Annotated in this window: 15 protein-coding genes; 7 read left to right on the forward strand and 8 right to left on the reverse strand. The window is 64.5% G+C overall.

What is annotated here, in order from left to right; all coding sequences use genetic code 11:
* Window positions 1-62: 62 nt before the first annotated feature.
* Window positions 63-1,211 (reverse strand): anhydro-N-acetylmuramic acid kinase, encoded by a 1,149-nt coding sequence (locus GA0071312_RS14805; RefSeq protein ID WP_238947236.1) that lies wholly within the window; start codon window positions 1,209-1,211, stop codon window positions 63-65.
* A gap of 84 nt (window positions 1,212-1,295) precedes the next feature.
* On the opposite strand from GA0071312_RS14805, the gene tyrS reads away from it, so the two are divergent.
* Entirely contained in the window at window positions 1,296-2,552 is a 1,257-nt protein-coding gene (gene tyrS / locus GA0071312_RS14810) for a tyrosine--tRNA ligase (protein WP_074445584.1), read from the forward strand.
* Between the two features lie 24 nt (window positions 2,553-2,576).
* Here the strand turns inward: tyrS and GA0071312_RS14815 are convergent, their stop codons facing one another.
* Genes GA0071312_RS14815 through GA0071312_RS14830 form a run of 4 tightly spaced genes read right to left on the reverse strand, consistent with a single transcriptional unit; the run spans window position 2,577 to window position 6,421 of the window.
* A complete protein-coding gene (locus GA0071312_RS14815) occupies window positions 2,577-3,311 on the reverse strand; it encodes an SDR family oxidoreductase (RefSeq protein ID WP_074445585.1) in 735 nt (244 codons plus the stop codon).
* A gap of 49 nt (window positions 3,312-3,360) precedes the next feature.
* Window positions 3,361-4,455, reverse strand: a complete 1,095-nt coding sequence (locus GA0071312_RS14820) for a response regulator (RefSeq protein ID WP_074445586.1) — start codon at window positions 4,453-4,455, stop codon at window positions 3,361-3,363.
* A complete protein-coding gene (locus GA0071312_RS14825) occupies window positions 4,452-5,888 on the reverse strand; it encodes a sensor histidine kinase (protein ID WP_074445587.1) in 1,437 nt (478 codons plus the stop codon). The genes GA0071312_RS14820 and GA0071312_RS14825 overlap by 4 nt, the downstream gene beginning before the upstream one ends.
* The gene (locus GA0071312_RS14830; protein WP_238947237.1) at window positions 5,885-6,421 is read right to left on the reverse strand and encodes a putative pterin-binding protein; all 537 of its coding nucleotides are present in this window, start codon (window positions 6,419-6,421) and stop codon (window positions 5,885-5,887) included. The genes GA0071312_RS14825 and GA0071312_RS14830 overlap by 4 nt, the downstream gene beginning before the upstream one ends.
* Window positions 6,422-6,698: 277 nt before the next feature.
* On the opposite strand from GA0071312_RS14830, the gene GA0071312_RS14835 reads away from it, so the two are divergent.
* Window positions 6,699-7,175, forward strand: a complete 477-nt coding sequence (locus GA0071312_RS14835) for a fasciclin domain-containing protein (protein WP_074445588.1) — start codon at window positions 6,699-6,701, stop codon at window positions 7,173-7,175.
* A gap of 59 nt (window positions 7,176-7,234) precedes the next feature.
* On the opposite strand, the gene ftsH is transcribed toward GA0071312_RS14835, so the two are convergent.
* The 3 genes from ftsH to GA0071312_RS14850 all read right to left on the reverse strand — a co-directional run bounded on the left by ftsH (window position 7,235) and on the right by GA0071312_RS14850 (window position 11,711).
* A complete protein-coding gene (gene ftsH, locus GA0071312_RS14840; RefSeq protein WP_074445589.1) occupies window positions 7,235-9,055 on the reverse strand; it encodes an ATP-dependent zinc metalloprotease FtsH in 1,821 nt (606 codons plus the stop codon).
* 88 nt (window positions 9,056-9,143) lie between these two features.
* Complete coding sequence (locus GA0071312_RS14845) at window positions 9,144-10,736, reverse strand: peptide chain release factor 3 (RefSeq protein WP_074445590.1); 1,593 nt, start codon at window positions 10,734-10,736, stop codon at window positions 9,144-9,146.
* 162 nt (window positions 10,737-10,898) lie between these two features.
* A complete protein-coding gene (locus GA0071312_RS14850) occupies window positions 10,899-11,711 on the reverse strand; it encodes a (Fe-S)-binding protein (RefSeq protein WP_074445591.1) in 813 nt (270 codons plus the stop codon).
* A gap of 277 nt (window positions 11,712-11,988) precedes the next feature.
* Between GA0071312_RS14850 and groES the strand changes: the two genes are divergently transcribed.
* From groES to argC, 5 genes are all read left to right on the forward strand, one after another.
* Complete coding sequence (gene groES / locus GA0071312_RS14855; RefSeq protein WP_074445592.1) at window positions 11,989-12,276, forward strand: co-chaperone GroES; 288 nt, start codon at window positions 11,989-11,991, stop codon at window positions 12,274-12,276.
* Window positions 12,277-12,402: 126 nt separating this feature from the next.
* Complete coding sequence (gene groL / locus GA0071312_RS14860; protein WP_074445593.1) at window positions 12,403-14,049, forward strand: chaperonin GroEL; 1,647 nt, start codon at window positions 12,403-12,405, stop codon at window positions 14,047-14,049.
* Window positions 14,050-14,242: 193 nt separating this feature from the next.
* Window positions 14,243-14,500: a hypothetical protein gene (locus tag GA0071312_RS14865; protein ID WP_074445594.1), complete on the forward strand. Its 258-nt coding sequence runs from the start codon at window positions 14,243-14,245 to the stop codon at window positions 14,498-14,500.
* A 6-nt stretch (window positions 14,501-14,506) separates the two neighbouring features.
* Window positions 14,507-15,094, forward strand: a complete 588-nt coding sequence (locus GA0071312_RS14870) for a hypothetical protein (protein WP_074445595.1) — start codon at window positions 14,507-14,509, stop codon at window positions 15,092-15,094.
* Window positions 15,095-15,371: 277 nt separating this feature from the next.
* Window positions 15,372-16,304, forward strand: coding sequence for an N-acetyl-gamma-glutamyl-phosphate reductase (argC, locus tag GA0071312_RS14875; protein ID WP_074445596.1), 933 nt, complete (start codon window positions 15,372-15,374; stop codon window positions 16,302-16,304).
* Window positions 16,305-16,467 lie beyond the last annotated feature (163 nt).

Consider the following 16,467-nt stretch of genomic DNA (forward strand, 5'->3'; position numbering starts at 1 on the left):
CTTATGACCGCCCTTCCCTTCCGACAATCGCGTCAACCCGGCATAAAGCAGGCAATCGCTGCTCAATTCTCAGGCAGATTGCCCTCCTCCGCATCAGGCTCCGCCAGCACCCCGCCCGTCATCGGCGCCGCCACGCCGGTCGTGCCGGGATAGGTGATCGGCAGGCCCCGCAGGGCGCGCATGGCGAGATAGGCGAAGGCCTGCGCCTCGAGGTGATCACCCGACCAGCCCGCTGCCTCGGCACGCGTCAGGCGCGTTTGCAGATGCTGCCCGAGCGCCTCGCACAAGGCGGTGTTGCGCGCCCCGCCCCCGGCGACGATCCAGCGTGCGGGCTTCTCCCGGGCATGATCGAGCGCGGCGGTGATGCTGCGCAGGGTGAAGGCGGTGAGCGTCGCCGCCGCATCGGGCGTGTCGAGATGGCCGACCATGCGATGCGAAAACCAGTTGCGATCGAGGGATTTCGGCGGCGTCGCCGCAAAATACGGATGCCGCATCAGCCAGTCGATAAGCGGCTCCTCCGGCGACCCGCGCGCGCCGATGGCACCGGCATCGTCATAGGGCAGGCCGAGCCGTTCGCGCAGGAGATCGTCGATCAGGGCGTTGCCGGGGCCGGTATCAAAGGCGAGCATGCTCTCGTCGGAGAAGATGAAGGTGACATTGGCCACGCCGCCAATATTCAGGATGGCGAGCGGCGGCGCGATCCCGGCCATGCGGGCGATGGCGCGATGGAAGACCGGCACCAGCGGCGCCCCCTGCCCGCCGGCCGCGACATCCGCCGCGCGCAGGTCATGCACGACCTTGATCCCGATTGCCCGCGCCAGCGCCGCCCCGTCACCGAGCTGGACCGTCAGCCCCAGCGCGGGCCGATGCAGCACCGTCTGGCCGTGAAAGCCGATCACTTCGATATCCGCGCGCGTGAGCCCGCTCTCGACGAGAAACGCGGCCACCGCATCCGCATGCGCACGCGTCACCACCGCCTCGGCTTCCGCGAGCGCCGGGGGCCGCGCAGCGCGATCCGTGAGCCCGCCGGCTTCATCAAGGGCGCGGGCGAGCACGGCGCGCTCATCCGCCGTATAGGCGCGATAGCCCGTCGGGCCGAATCCGGCGATCACCTCACCATCGGTCTCGATCAGCGCGACATCGACACCATCGAGAGAGGTGCCGCTCATCAGCCCGATGGCGCGGCGGATTGGCGGCTTTGCGGCATTCATTCTTGCAAATTCCCGTGATCTTTGCGCAGTAAGCTGTTAAACGCCCCGGCGTCAGCAGCAAGAACCAGGCAGAAGAGACCCGCGATGAGCGCGCCCCGATCCGACTTTCTCCGCATCCTGACCGAACGCGGCTTCATTCACCAGTGCTCCGACATGGAAGGGCTGGACGAAAAGGCGCGCGCCGGGGAGCTCGTCGCCTATGTGGGCTATGATTGCACCGCACCTTCGCTGCATGTGGGCCATCTGCTCTCCATCATGATGCTGCACTGGCTGCAGAAGACCGGCGGCAAGCCGATCACGCTCATGGGCGGCGGCACCACCCGCGTTGGTGACCCGTCCGGCAAGGACGAGAGCCGCAAGCTGCTCACCATCGAGCAGATCGACGCCAACAAGGAAGAGATCAAGAAGACCTTCCGCCGCTTCGTGAGCTTCGGCGATGGCGCAGGCGACGCGGTCATGGTCGATAATGCGGAATGGCTGACGAAGCTCAACTACATCGAATTCCTGCGTGACGTGGGCCGGCATTTTTCCGTCAACCGCATGCTCTCCTTCGATTCGGTGAAGCTGCGGCTGGAGCGCGAGCACGAGCTCTCCTTCCTCGAATTCAACTACATGATCCTCCAGGCCTATGATTACGTCGAACTGGCCAGGCGCTACGGCTGCAATCTGCAGATGGGCGGCTCGGATCAATGGGGCAACATCGTCAACGGCATCGATCTCGGGCGCCGGCTCGGCACGCACCAGCTCTACGCGCTGACCTGCCCGCTCCTGACCACCGCATCCGGCGCCAAGATGGGCAAGACCGCGTCGGGCGCCGTCTGGCTCAATGCCGATATGCTCAGCCCCTGGGATTACTGGCAGTTCTGGCGCAACACCGAAGACGGCGATGTGGGCCGCTTCATGCGCCTGTTCACCCTGCTGCCCATGGAGGAGATTGCCCGCTACGAGGCGCTCGCAGGTGCGGAGATCAACGAGGCCAAGAAAAAGCTCGCCGACGAGGCCACCGCCCTGATGCATGGGCGTGAGGCGGCGGAACAGGCCGCCGAGACCGCCCGCCAGACCTTCGAACAGGGCAAGACCGCCGCGAGCCTGCCCACGGTGACGATCCCCTCAAACCTGATCGAACAGGGCCTTTCCGTCCTCGCCGCCTTCGGCCCCGACCATGCCGGCCTCACCGGCTCGATGGGCGAGGGCCGCCGTCAGATCAAGGCGGGGGGATTGCGCGTGAACGACACGGTCGTCACCGATGAACGGCTCAGCCTCACCGGTGCCGATCTGCGCGACGGCGTTGTCAAGCTCTCCTTTGGCAAAAAGCGCCACGTGCTGCTCAAGCCGGAATGAGTGCGCTTGCGCGCGGCCTGCGCATCAGCCGAGCTGGCGGATATCGGTGATCACTTCCGCGCCGAAGCGCGGGCCGAGGAGATGCGCGACGATGGCCTCGCCGCAGCTTTCGGGGCTGGACAGGTCGTTGTTCTGCTTCATGGCGACGAATTGCTCACGCAATGTGAACTGCTCCGGCGTCGTCGCGCGGATCTCGCCCTGCATGTCGGTATCGATCACGCCGGGGGCGAGGCTCTCGATCGCGAGATGCGGTACGGTATCGGCGGCGAGGGAGCGGGCATGATGGTCGAGTGCGGCCTTGGTGGCGCAATAGATCGACCAGCCCGGCATCGGGCGCCGTCCCGCACCGCTGGAAATATGCATGATCCGCCGGTCCGCAACCTTCTCCGTCGCGGCGATGAAGGCATTGGCCGCCATCAGTGGCCCGGCAATGTTGAGCGTCACCGCCTGCGCGATGGTGGCGATGTCGAGCGCGCCGCTGGGCCCGATCGGCTGGACGATGCCGGCATTGTTGATCAGGATCGCGGTCTGCGCATCGGCCAGGAAATCGCGCATTTCGGCGCCGGCGAGCCAGGATTGCGCTGCTTGCGCATCTGAAAGATCGAGCGTGACCTCCTGAAGATTCTGCGAAAAGCGCTCCGCCAACGCGGCGTTCGACCGGCGCGACACCCCGAGCACACGGACGTCGCGCGCCAGCAGCGCCTGCGCCATCCCGCCACCGAGCCCGCGCGAATGTCCCGTCACGATTGCCTTGATCATCTGCTGTTATCCTTCATCGAAAACCGGTGTCCCGGTCGGCGTCACCCTGTCAAAGCCGTGCCGCCGGCGCAAGCGCGGGATCGATGGCGGGCGCACCGCAGCCACCAAGAACCGGCGCACAAAGCATCAGCGCGATCAGATCGGCCTGGCGGTTGGTGCGGGTCTTGCCGAAAATGTTGCGCAGATGGAACGATACCGTCGTCTGCGAGATCCCGAGCGCACCGGCGATCGCATCGAGCCGTTCACCCGCCGCGAGTCGCCCCGCCACGGCACTCTCAGTGGGCGTGAGACCGAAGATCTGGGCCAGCATGGCATCGGACAGGCGCGTGCGGCGCGCGGAATCGACGAGGAACAGCGCAATCTGCGCATCGCCCTGCTCCACCGTATCACGGCCCGGCAGCGCGGCGACCATCACCATCAGTGTGCCGCCATCCGGCACCGGCTTGCCGGATTCGGGCGGATCAAGGGCCATCGCCCCGGAAAACGCCTCTGAGGCACGACTGGCCTGCTCGGCCCGATCGATCAGAGAGCGCAGGCCGGCACCGCCGAAACCGGGCGGCAGCCGCGCCGGGTCGCTCTGACCGTATTGCGTCGCCAGCAGGCGCGTGGCGGCCTCGTTGCCGTGCAGGATCCTGCCGCCGCTGCCCATGAGCATGATTCCGGTGGCGATGGTGTCGAGCACCGCGAGCGCGCCATCGCCCCGCATGGCTTCGAGGGCGGCGCGGGGCTGCGCCATTGCATCGACGTCGTGGGCGCGCCAGCGGGCGATCTCGCGCAGCCGCGCCTCGACCGTGGCGAGCAGGAGATCGTAATCGATCGGCTTGACCAGATAATCATCCGCCCCCGCGCGCTTGCCCTCGACCATATCGGCGGGATCGGCGAAGACCGTGAGGAAGACGAAGGGCATGCGCGCGAGTTCGGGGTGGTCGCGCCGCACCTGCGCGAGCACACCATAGCCATCGAGACGCGGCATGGTGATGTCGCACAGGGTCAGATCGGGACGGCAGGCGGCGAGCTGCACGAGTGCTTCCTTGCCATCGGCGGCCTCGACCGTGCGATATCCTGCCTCCGACAATTCCTCGATGATGTCGCGACGCAGTTCCGCCTCGTCCTCGCAAACCAGAATCAGCGGCGCGTCAATCATCGCGCTGGCTCCTTCTCGTCATTGACCAACCTGCTCTCCACCTGCGTACCTTCCTCCCCCGGGAGCGTATCGGGATCGAACATGCGCGGCAGGCCAAGCGTAAACACGCTGCCGCGCCCGGTCCATGTCTCGAAGCCCAGATCGCCGCCCTGCAACTGCGCGAGATCGCGCGCAAGTGACAGGCCAAGCCCGCTGCCCTCGCTGTGGCCGCCCGTCTCGCCGCGATAAAAGCGGTCGAAGACGTGCGGGCGATCGGCGGGTGCGATGCCCGGCCCGTAATCGGTGACAGCGACGGCGATCTTTGCACCTGTATTGAACAGCCTCAGTTCCACAGGCGCGGATTCCGGGCTGTATTTCAGCGCATTGGCGATGAGATTGGCCAGGATATGATCGACGAGATCGCGGTCACACCAGGCGGTGGTGGTTGCAGCGGCGCTGGCGAAACGGATGTCGCGCTCCGGATTGAGCGCACGGAACTGCGCGCAACTTTCACGCACGATCACGGCGAGATCACAATGACGCGGCTTGACGCTCACCTGGCCGCTATCGAGTCGCCCCGCGAGCAGGGCCGTGTCGACGAGCCGCGTCAGACGGTGGATCGCGTCGCGGATCGCGCCCTCGCGCCGCGCGACATCGGCAGCGGTCACAGCATCGCCACGCCGCACCAGACGCTGCACCGCGCTGTCGATGATGGCGAGCGGGGTGCGGAACTGGTGCGAGACGATGGCCGCGAAGTCGCGGTAATAGGCGCTCACCGCCCTCTCGCGCCGCAAGGCCTGCTCCAGCGTGAGCGCCCGGCTGCGCTCTTCCTCCGCACGGCGCAGCTGACGCTCGTTGGCGATGAGCCGCCAGCCGATCATCAGCCAGCCGGCCAGCACGCCGATCACCGAGCCGATCACCTGCCAGACGGCGGCGCGATAAGCGTCGAGCCGCTCGGCGATCGCCTCCCATTCGCGCACCATCGTGTCATTCGCCGCGCGATTGAGCGTGGCATGGAGACCGGCGAGGTTTTCTTCGAGGCGCGCATTGGTCACGGCAAAAGCCGCCGCATCACCGGTGACCGTCTCCGGATCCGCGTTGCGGATGGCCGTATCATGCGCAGCAATCGTTTCAGAGGCTTCAATGCGCGCCAGATAGCGCTGCTGAGGCCCCTGCAGCAGGAGGTCGAGACGCGACAGCAGCAGCGCGTAGCGCAAGACGACGCGGTCCTCATCCGCCGTGCCGCGTGCATGATCCGAGATCGCCTTGTCGAGCCGCAACGCCTCCATCTGCGTCTGGCTGATCACCCAGAGCATGTTCTCCGTCGCCTCGATTCGCATATCCCGCTCGATCACGGCAAGGCGCCAGAGCGCGAAGATCAAAAGCCCCACGCAGAGGCCGATCAGCAGGGCCGGCCCGCCATAGCTGCGCAGAAAGGGGCCGGCGCCCTTCATCGGATCTCGAGGCTCGCGAGTTGCCAGACCCAGCGGTAATCGTAGCGGATATCCTGAAGCGCGGCGTGATCGTCACGCGGATAGACGATCCAGATCGGTCCGCGATCACGCGGCGAGAGCCGCTCGCCATCCATCGTCAGCGCGGCGACGACATCGTAATCCTCGAAATCCGCGACGGGAATGGTGATCTCGTAATCGTTCAATGCGCGCGCGACTACCTCGTCACCCTCGGCGCCGAAATGGGCGAGCAGATCGCGCATCAGCGGGCCCTCGAAGCGGCGCAGACCGTCCGTGACTACCGTATGCGTTTCGATAACCTGCTGCGGCAGGGCTTCGAGATCCGCCCGCGTGAGGGTGATCGGGGTCTGATTCGCGACCGCGCCGGTAATCTGCAATATGGGCGTTTCGGCACGGGCATCGGTCCCACCGGCCACGAGCAGCAGCAGTGCCGCCATGATCGCCACCAGGGGGCCGAGGCCTGACCGGCGCCGCATGCCGTCTCGATCGAGAAACCCGGCGAAAGAAACCGTCATGACACCTCCTGCGCGCTCGTCCCGCCGTGCCCGCCGTGCTTGGCGCGAGCCATGCACCGCACGGGCCTGCCTGTTTCCAGGCCACAGGGAAGCATGTTCGCAGGCCTCTGGCCAACCCCCGGCATACACATGAATTATGCGTTCACGCGCTGCTCACCAACGCATCACGGCGATGTGATAATCGGTTTTTCACTTTTGCATCATCCGGAATCACTCGTCAAACGTAAGTATTCATGTGTTGCAGAACATGCACATGTTTTTACGAGAGGAAACGAAAATGCGTTTTGGCAAGACGATCGCTGCTGCTTCGGCGGCTATGCTTATGTCGGTCTCCGTGGCCCAGGCCGACGACATCGTCGATACCGCAATCGCGGCAGGTTCCTTTGAGACGCTCGTCGCCGCCGTCCAGGCTGCGGGCCTCGTCGACACCCTGAAGGGCGAAGGCCCCTTCACTGTTTTCGCACCCACGGATGAGGCTTTCGCGGCGCTCCCCGACGGCACGGTCGAGAGCCTTCTCGAGGAAGAAAACCGCGATCAGCTCGTCTCCATCCTGACCTATCACGTCATCCCCGGTGCCGTGATGTCATCCGACATTGCCGGCCAGACCCTCTCGGTCGAGACGGTTCAGGGCGCGGAGCTCGCCATTGATGCCACTGACGGCGTGCGGGTCGGCGAGGCGATGGTGGTGACGGCCGATATCGAGGCCTCCAACGGCGTGATCCACGTCATCGACACGGTGTTGATCCCCGAGTGATCACCACCGGCATTGCCTGATGAAAGCCGCCCGGTCCCCGTGCCGGGCGGCATCGTATTTCAGGCCGGAACCCGGTGCAACTTGCCGACCATGCCCTTCAGCGCATCCGCATCCAGCGTCTCCTCGGCCAGAAGCCGCTTCGCCGTGACATCGAGCGTTTCGCGGTTGGCTTCGAGCAGCGCGACCGTGCGGGCGAAAGCCTCGTCGATGATGGCACGCACCTCCGCATCGACGGCATCGGCGGTCGCCGCGCCGTAATCATGGCCATTGCCATAGCCATAACTCCCCGGCACCACATAACCACGCTGCTCCTTCTCGAGCGCGACATGGCCGAGCTTCTCCGACATGCCGTAGCGGGTGACCATGGCGCGGGCAATGTCGGTAATCCTGGCGAGATCGTCGGAAGCGCCGGTGGAGAGATGCCCGAAGACGACCCACTCCGCCGCCCTGCCCCCGATCAGTACCGCCATCTTGTCGAGAAGTTCTTCCCGCGTCATCAGGAAGCGATCCTCGGTCGGGCGCTGGATGGTGTAGCCGAGCGCACCCACGCCACGCGGAATGATCGAGACCTTGTGGACCGGGTCGATCCCGGGCAGCGCAAGTGCGACCAGCGCATGGCCCATCTCGTGATAGGCGACGACCTCGCGTTCCCTTGGATTGAGCAGCCGGTTACGCTTTTCCAGCCCCGCGACGATACGCTCGATGGCGTTGTTGAAATCATCAAGCGTCACCGAATCCGCCTTGCGGCGGGTGGCAAGCAGCGTCGCCTCGTTGACGAGATTGGCCAGATCCGCGCCCGTGAACCCGGGCGTCAGCGCCGCGACTTTCTCCGGATCCACATCATCGGCAAGTTTCGCCTTTTTCATATGGACGCGCAGAATCTGCGCGCGACCGATCTTGTCGGGCCGGTCGACCAGCACCTGCCGGTCGAATCGCCCGGCGCGCAGTAGCGCCGGATCGAGGATTTCGGGGCGGTTGGTCGCCGCCAGCAGCACCACGCCGATCGAGGCATCGAACCCGTCGAGTTCGACGAGCAGCTGGTTGAGCGTCTGCTCCTTCTCGTCATGCCCGCCCATGCTGGGCCCCGCGCCGCGCGCTCGCCCGAGCGCGTCGAGCTCGTCAATGAAGATGATCGCCGGCGCGTGCTTGCGGGCCTGCTCGAACAGATCGCGCACCCGCGCCGCGCCGACGCCGACGAACATCTCGACGAATTCCGAGCCCGAGATCGAGAAGAACGGCACCTGCGCCTCGCCCGCCACGGCGCGCGCGATCAGCGTCTTGCCGGTACCCGGCGGGCCGACGAGCAGCACGCCCTTGGGCATGTGCCCACCCAGCCGCGAATAATCCACCGGGTCTTTCAGGAAATCGACGATCTCCTTGAGCTCGTCCTTGGCCTCATCGACGCCCGCGACATCATCGAAGCTGACCTTGGTATCGGTCTGGACGTAGATCTTGGCCTTGCTTTTGCCGATCTGCATCATCCCCCCGCCCATGCCGCCGGCCATCCGGCGCAGCAGGAAGATCCAGATGCCGATGAAGAGCAGCAGCGGCAGCATCCAGGAAAGCAGATCGCGAAGGAACGTATCCTCGATTCGCCCGACCACCTCGACCTGATGCTCCGCCAGGCGATCAACGATCTCGGGCTCGACGCGCACGGTCGAGAACTGGTTCTCGCCACCGGCAAGCGGCGGATCGAGATTGCCGCGCAGATGGCGCTCGGAAACCTCCACCTGCGTAATGCGGCCCTCGCGCAAATACTGCTCGAATTCGGAATAGCTGATCTGCGCGACCTGGCCCGTCGTCAGGAAGAATTGCAGCAGCATCAGCCCGGCAAAGGCCGCGACCCAGTACCAGATATTGAACTGTGTCTTCTTGTCCATGGGGGAGCACTGCGGAAAGGGTTGCGTCGGCTACCCTTGTCGCATCCGCGCCATCCGCCCGCCATCGCGATACATACGTAGTGGCCGCTCAATCCGACTTGCGCTGATAATCCTTCACATCCGTAAAGCGGATCGCCGGCCAGCGCTCGGCATCGTATTGCAACGAGAAGGGCGAGGGCGCCATGAAGACGGGCGCGCCGTCGAGGTCGTTGGCCATGGCGGAATTGTTGGCGGTCATGAACTTGTCGAGTTCGGCCCGGTCATCCGCCTCGACCCAGCGGCAGATGCTGAACCGAACGGGCTCGTAATCGATCGGCAGATTATACTCCGCTCCCAGCCGTTCCTTGAGCACATCCAGCTGCAGCGCACCGACCACGCCGACAATGGCGCCCGAGCCGTCGAACGGGATGAAGAGCTGGACGACGCCCTCCTCCGCGAGCTGCTGCAATGCTTCGCGCAGTTTCTTCTGCTTCATCGCATCACCGATCTTGACGCGGCGCATGAGCTCGGGGGCGAAGCTCGGGACACCGCGAAACACGATCTGCTCGCCCTCGCTCAGCGTGTCGCCGATGCGCAAAGTCCCGTGATTGGGAATGCCGACCACGTCGCCGGCATAGGCCTCATCGGCGATGGCACGGTCCTGGGCGAAGAAGAATTGCGGCGCAGACAGGGTGATCGGCTTGCCGGTGCGCACCAGTTTCGCCTTCATCCCACGCGTCAGCTTGCCTGAGCAGACGCGCATGAAGGCGATGCGGTCACGATGGTTGGGGTCCATATTGGCCTGGATCTTGAAGATGAAGCCCGTCATCTTGCGCTCATCCGCCTCGACCATGCGCCCCTCGGCCTCCTGGGCACGCGGCGGCGGCGCGATGGCACCCAGCGAATCGATCAGATCGCGCACACCGAAATTGCGCAACGCGCTGCCGAAGAAGACCGGGCTCAGATGGCCCTCGCGGAAGGCGGCGAGATCGAAGGGGCGCAAACCCTCGCGCGCCAGCGCCACCTCCTCGCGCCATTCATCGACATCGTATTGCGAGAGCAATTCGTCGAACAGCTTGTCTTCCGGCCCCGATACGGGCGTGGCCTCCACCTCCCCATCAAGACGGCGGATGGTGTTTTGCGCGAGGTTGTAGGTGCCGGCGAAATCCTTGCCGCGCCCGATCGGCCAGGTCACCGGCGCGGTGTCGAGGGCGAGGGTCTTCTCGATCTCGTCGAGCAGATCGAACGGATCGCGCGTCTCGCGGTCCATCTTGTTGATGAAGGTGACGATCGGGATGTCGCGCAGGCGGCAGACCTCGAACAGCTTGCGCGTGCGGTCCTCGATGCCCTTTGCGGCGTCGATCACCATGATGGCGGAATCGACTGCGGTCAGCGTGCGGTAGGTGTCTTCCGAGAAATCCTCGTGGCCCGGCGTGTCGAGCAGGTTGAAGACGCGCCCGTCATATTCGAAGGTCATGACCGAGGTCATGACCGAGATGCCGCGCTGGCGCTCGATGTTCATCCAGTCCGAGCGCGTATTGACCCGGTTGCGTTTCGCCTTGACCTCGCCGGCGAGCTGGATTGCGCCGCCGAAGAGCAGGAGCTTCTCGGTCAGCGTGGTCTTGCCCGCATCAGGGTGCGAGATGATGGCGAAGGTGCGACGGATCGAAACGGGATCGTCGGGACGGGTCTGATCGGTCATGGATATGTGCCAGTTGGACGGCGTTGAGGCCGGGCGCCGACCACGGGACATGCGCCGGAAGCCGGGCCGGTTTTGCGCATCCGTTTGAACCATCGCGCCGCGAATTGCAATGGCGCCGATGCGGCGCTCGGCATCACCGGGTGAGGCCTCGGCAGATCGCCGTCAGTCCTGCGCCCCGATCGCCGGTTCGTCCGTCATGCCGGCGAGCACCTCGGCGACATGGCGCACCTCGACCGTCTTGCCGTCACGCGAGAGCTTGCCCGCCATGTTCATCAGGCAACCCAGATCGCCAGCGAGCAGGACCGGAGCGCCGGATTCGGTGATATTCTTCGTCTTCGCCTCGACGATGGCGTTGGAAATCTCGCCGTATTTGACCGCGAAGGTTCCGCCGAAACCGCAGCAGACGTCGGATTCCGCCATCTCGACCAGTTCGAGCCCCTCGACCCCCGCGAGCAGCTTGCGCGGCTGGCCCTGAACGCCGAGCTCGCGCAAGCCGGCGCAGGAATCGTGATAGGTCACGCGCCGGCGGAAGCGCGCACCGGTGCGGGTATGAAACATGACATCGACGAGAAAACTCGTCAGCTCGTAGGTCTTGGCGGCAAGCGCATTGGCGCGCGGCAGCCAGTTCGGATCATCGTGGAAGAGTTCGGGATAATGCGTGCGGATCATGCCGGCGCAGGATCCCGACGGTGCAACGACGTAATCGAAGCCCGCGAACGCATCGATCACCTGCTCTGCCAGATCGCGGGTGGTGCCGCGATCACCGGAATTATAGGCCGGCTGGCCGCAGCAGGTCTGCGCCGGCACATGCACCGTGCAGCCCGCCTCCTCCAGCAGCCGCGCTGCGGCGAATCCCACCGACGGGCGCATCAGATCGACGAGGCAGGTGACGAACAGACCGACACGCGGCGGCCTGGCCGGAGAGGCCTGGGCTTGTCCGGCTGCGGATTCATGGGTGCGGGGCGTTTCGCTCATGTTTGCGCCTTGTTGTCAGGAACGACCGGTTTCCCGTCATTCTGGGCTGCATCCGACGCGGGTCAACCGCCCGCGCGCACAAGACCCATATGCGCCTCGGCAAACCGGAGGCCCCGTAATCATCTGACGCGCGCGAATGTCTTGACAGAATGCCGCGCCGCGCTTATCTCCGGCTCAGCGCTGGCACTCACTGATAGAGAGTGCTAGCAGCGTGTTCAATCGGGGTCTCGCGTAACGCATAGCGGGCCCCAACGCCAGAGAAAACGAGGACGCACACATGAAATTCCGTCCCCTGCACGATCGTGTCGTGGTTCGCCGCATCGAAGCGGAAGAGAAGACCAAGGGTGGCATCATCATTCCCGACGCCGCCAAGGAGAAGCCGCAGGAAGGCGAAATCGTCGCCGTCGGCCCCGGTGCGCGTGACGAGACCGGCAAGGTTGCCGCCCTCGACGTCAAGGCGGGTGACCGCGTTCTGTTCGGCAAGTGGTCCGGCACCGAAGTCCGTATCGACGGCGAAGACCTGCTGATCATGAAGGAATCCGACATCATGGGCGTCGTCGCGTAAGCACGGCCCGCTGTCGAACCCGGTGGCGAGACGCATCGCACGGCGCCGCCGCAACGTTGAAACAGATGGGATCCCGGCCCGATCCGGGCGTCCGGTGATCCCGAAATTCCAAGAGGAAGTGTCAAAATGGCTGCCAAGGAAGTCAAATTCTCGACGGAAGCGCGCGACAAGATGCTGCGCGGCGTCGAAATTCTCGCTGAAGCCGTACGCGTCACGCTCGGCCCCAAGGGCCGCAACGTCGTGATCGAGAAGTCCTTCGGCGCGCCGCGCATTACCAAGGATGGTGTGACGGTCGCCAAGGAGATCGAACTTTCCGACAAGTTCGAGAACATGGGCGCCCAGATGGTGCGCGAAGTGGCCTCGAAGACCAACGACGCCGCCGGTGACGGCACCACCACCGCCACGGTGCTGGCTCACGCCATCGTCAAGGAAGGCGCCAAGTCGGTCGCCGCCGGCATGAATCCGATGGACCTGAAGCGCGGCATCGACACGGCCGTCAAGGCCGCCATCGAGGACATCCGCAACCGCGCCCGTCCGGTGAATTCCTCCGGCGAAGTCGCGCAGGTCGGCACCATCTCCGCCAATGGCGACAAGCTGGTCGGCCAGATGATCGCCGATGCCATGCAGAAGGTCGGCAACGAGGGTGTCATCACCGTCGAGGAAGCCAAGACTGCCGAAACGGAAGTCGACATCGTCGAGGGCATGCAGTTCGATCGCGGCTACCTCTCGCCGTATTTCGTGACCAATTCCGAGAAGATGGTCGCCGAGCTCGAGGATCCCTACATCCTCATCCACGAGAAGAAGCTGACCTCGCTGCAGCCGATGCTGCCGATCCTCGAATCCGTCGTCCAGTCCGGCAAGCCGCTGCTGATCGTCGCCGAGGACATCGAGGGCGAGGCGCTCGCCACGCTCGTGGTCAACAAGCTGCGTGGCGGCCTGAAGATCGCCGCTGTCAAGGCGCCGGGCTTTGGTGATCGCCGCAAGGCCATGCTCGAGGACATCGCCATCCTCACCGGCGGTACGGCCGTCTCCGAGGATCTCGGCATCAAGCTCGAGAACGTGACGCTCGACATGCTCGGTCGCGCCAAGAACGTGCGCATCGAGAAGGAAAATACGACCATCGTCGATGGCGCCGGTTCGAAGGACGACATCGAGGCCCGCGTCGCCCAGATCAAGGCGCAGATCGAGGAAACCACCTCCGATTACGACCGTGAGAAGCTCCAGGAGCGTCTGGCCAAGCTCGCGGGCGGCGTCGCGGTGATCCGCGTCGGCGGCTCCTCCGAGATCGAGGTGAAGGAGAAGAAGGATCGCATCGACGATGCCCTCAACGCCACCCGTGCGGCGGTCGAGGAAGGCATCGTTCCCGGTGGCGGCACTGCACTCCTGCGTGCCAAGGGCGCGGTCGACAAGCTCACCGACGACAACCACGACATCATGGCCGGCATCAAGATCGTCTCCAAGGCGCTCGAAGCTCCGCTGCGTCAGATCGTGGCCAATGCGGGCGTCGAAGGCTCGATCGTGATCGGCAAGATCAACGAGAACTCCTCGGCGACCTTCGGCTTCGATGCCCAGACCGAAACCTTCGTCGACATGCTCGAAGCCGGGATCGTCGATCCGGCCAAGGTCGTGCGCACCGCGCTCCAGGATGCGGCTTCCGTCGCAAGCCTGCTCGTGACCACCGAAGCGATGGTCGCCGAGTTGCCGAAGAAGGAATCGGCCCCCGCCATGCCGGGCGGTGGCGGCATGGGCGGCATGGGCGGCATGGATTTCTGATCCGGCTTCCCGGCCCCGCGCCGATAACGCAATACGAGGCCCCGGAGCGATCCGGGGCCTCTTTCGTCGCGCAGGGCATGCGGAGGCTTGTCGGCAAAGGAAAACCCTGCAAAACTCGGTAATCCGAGTTATACACAATCAATGCGAGTATTTTTGAAGTCATTGTGGAAGTCATTGTGGAGGTAGCGGGCGAATGATGGACCGGGCACAGCGCAACGAGAAAATTCTCAAGGCTATCGCCGAGCGCACGAAACAGGCACTGACCTCGAAGCAGGCTGCTCGCCAGATGCTCATCGACGAAGGCATTTATACCAAGAAGGGAAAACTCCGGGCCGAGTTCGGTGGTGGCAAGTCCGGCGGGGTCAAGTCCGGCGGGGTCAAGTCCGGCGGGGTCAAGTCCGTTGGCGGAAAAAACGTCGGTGGCAAGGGAAAGAAGTCGGTTACTGCGTAAACGACCTTGGGACGCCTCGCCACATCCTTCGTTCTCGGCTTCCACGGCTGTGATGCTTCCGTTGCAAGGGCGGCAGTGCTCGACGGGGCCGATATCATCCAGAGCAAGAAGGACTACGACTGGCTCGGACCCGGCGCCTATTTCTGGGAATCGGATCCGCTTCGTGCACTCGAATGGGCGCAGTGGAAGAAGCAGAGAGGCGAATACGAGAATCCGAGCGTCATCGGCGCCGTGATCGATCTGCGAAACTGCCTCGATCTGGTCTCGCGGGAAGACGTCGAATTGGTCAAGGCTGCATACGAGGCCTTCGTTGAAATCCAGGAGAGCGCCGGGCTGGAGATACCGAACAACCGGAACCCGGATGGCACAGAGAATGGTGATCTGTTGCTGTGCTATCTCGATTGCGCGGTGTTTCGCCACCTGCACCGAACGATCGAGAACGATCCTGACACAGAACCCTTCGATACCGTGCGCGGCATGTTCGTCGAAGGCGGCAAGGCCTTTCCGCGAAGCGGCATTCATCGCAGGAGCCACGTCCAGATCACCGTGAGAAACCCGGCCTGCATCAAGGGAATGTTCTTTCCCAGGAACTGATCTCGCGCCTGAGCCCCTGTCGGGCCACTACTTTCGCTTGACAAATCGTCCAAGCGAACGCATTGATCACGCCATGAAGACGCATTTCGAACCCCGCAGCCGACGTATGATCACCGCCCGCCAGCGGCTGCGATGACGCGCGTTTTCTTCTGAAATCCGCCCATGCAAGCCGCGCGTTTCGTGCGGCTTTTTTGTTGCGCGCGCGATACTTGCCCCAGCCGTAATCATTGACCGAACTGAACCCGCGACAGCATCGCCCAGGAGACGGAACACGACCATGACCAGCCCGCAGGACAATCAGACGAAAAAGATCTTCATTGACGGTGAAGCCGGTACGACCGGGCTCGAAATCCGCGAGAAGCTCGGCGCCGTGGCCGGTGCGCAGATCATCAGCATCGACCCGGCTCGGCGCAAGGACGCGCAGGCGCGGCGCGAAATGATGCGGGAAGCCGATCTGGTCGTGCTCTGCCTGCCCGATGACGCGGCCCGCGAAGCGGTCGCGATGGTGGATTCGCTTGAAGGCGCGCGGCCGCGCATTCTCGATGCCTCGACAGCACATCGCACCGATCACGCCTGGGTCTATGGCTTCGCCGAGATGGAGCCGGGCCAGGCGCAGATGATCGCGGCGGCCGACCGTGTCGCCAATCCGGGCTGCTACCCGACCGGCGCAATCGCGCTGCTGCGCCCGCTGGTGGAGAAGGGCGTCCTGCCGGAGGATTTCCCCGTCACGATCAACGCCGTGTCCGGCTATAGCGGCGGCGGGCGGCAGATGATCGAACAATATGAGCAGGGCGAAGCACCGAACTTCACGCTCTACGGTTTGAACTTTTCGCATAAACATCTGCCGGAGTTGTTGAAATACACCAAGCTGGCGCGGCGTCCGATCTTCGTCCCGTCTGTCGGAAAGTTCCATCAGGGCATGCTGATCTCGATCCCGCTGCATCTCGATCTCCTCGGCGGTGCCAGTGCGGCGGATCTGGAGCGTACACTGGCCAATTGGTACGGCGATGGCGGTCTGGTGCGGGTGATCCCGACGCAGGAGGAGACCCGCATCGAACCGGAAGCGCTTAACGGCGCTGACCGGATGGAACTGCGCGTCTTTTCCCACCCCGAATACGCCCAGGCCGTGCTGGTGGCGCGGCTGGACAATCTCGGCAAGGGCGCGTCGGGGGCCGCCGTGCAGAACATCCGCCTGATGCTCGGGCTGTAAGCCGGCGCCGTCGGCGGGCGCGATGCCCCGAGGCGGTATTGGCATTTCCCGGCGATTGTCTGACCGCCGGGCTCGTGCTCTCCTGTCGTCATCAGCGAAGACGAGCCACCCCCGCGAAGAAGACGGCGCCCGACGCCGCCGGGGTGGCTCGAGCCAATGACGG

It is taken from the genome of Saliniramus fredricksonii, assembly GCF_900094735.1.
Lineage (GTDB): Bacteria > Pseudomonadota > Alphaproteobacteria > Rhizobiales > Beijerinckiaceae > Saliniramus > Saliniramus fredricksonii.

Excerpts from the sequence above, each read along its gene's own strand:
- ftsH (WP_074445589.1), bottom strand. The coding sequence starts at position 9,055 with ATGGACAAGAAGACACAGTTCAATATCTGGTACTGGGTCGCGGCCTTT.
- groL (WP_074445593.1), top strand. The coding sequence starts at position 12,403 with ATGGCTGCCAAGGAAGTCAAATTCTCGACGGAAGCGCGCGACAAGATG.
- tyrS (WP_074445584.1), top strand. The coding sequence starts at position 1,296 with ATGAGCGCGCCCCGATCCGACTTTCTCCGCATCCTGACCGAACGCGGC.
- GA0071312_RS14850 (WP_074445591.1), bottom strand. The coding sequence starts at position 11,711 with ATGAGCGAAACGCCCCGCACCCATGAATCCGCAGCCGGACAAGCCCAG.
- GA0071312_RS14845 (WP_074445590.1), bottom strand. The coding sequence starts at position 10,736 with ATGACCGATCAGACCCGTCCCGACGATCCCGTTTCGATCCGTCGCACC.
- GA0071312_RS14820 (WP_074445586.1), bottom strand. The coding sequence starts at position 4,455 with ATGATTGACGCGCCGCTGATTCTGGTTTGCGAGGACGAGGCGGAACTG.
- GA0071312_RS14815 (WP_074445585.1), bottom strand. The coding sequence starts at position 3,311 with ATGATCAAGGCAATCGTGACGGGACATTCGCGCGGGCTCGGTGGCGGG.
- GA0071312_RS14805 (WP_238947236.1), bottom strand. The coding sequence starts at position 1,211 with ATGAATGCCGCAAAGCCGCCAATCCGCCGCGCCATCGGGCTGATGAGC.
- GA0071312_RS14825 (WP_074445587.1), bottom strand. The coding sequence starts at position 5,888 with ATGAAGGGCGCCGGCCCCTTTCTGCGCAGCTATGGCGGGCCGGCCCTG.
- GA0071312_RS14830 (WP_238947237.1), bottom strand. The coding sequence starts at position 6,421 with ATGACGGTTTCTTTCGCCGGGTTTCTCGATCGAGACGGCATGCGGCGC.
- GA0071312_RS14865 (WP_074445594.1), top strand. The coding sequence starts at position 14,243 with ATGATGGACCGGGCACAGCGCAACGAGAAAATTCTCAAGGCTATCGCC.
- argC (WP_074445596.1), top strand. The coding sequence starts at position 15,372 with ATGACCAGCCCGCAGGACAATCAGACGAAAAAGATCTTCATTGACGGT.
- groES (WP_074445592.1), top strand. The coding sequence starts at position 11,989 with ATGAAATTCCGTCCCCTGCACGATCGTGTCGTGGTTCGCCGCATCGAA.
- GA0071312_RS14835 (WP_074445588.1), top strand. The coding sequence starts at position 6,699 with ATGCGTTTTGGCAAGACGATCGCTGCTGCTTCGGCGGCTATGCTTATG.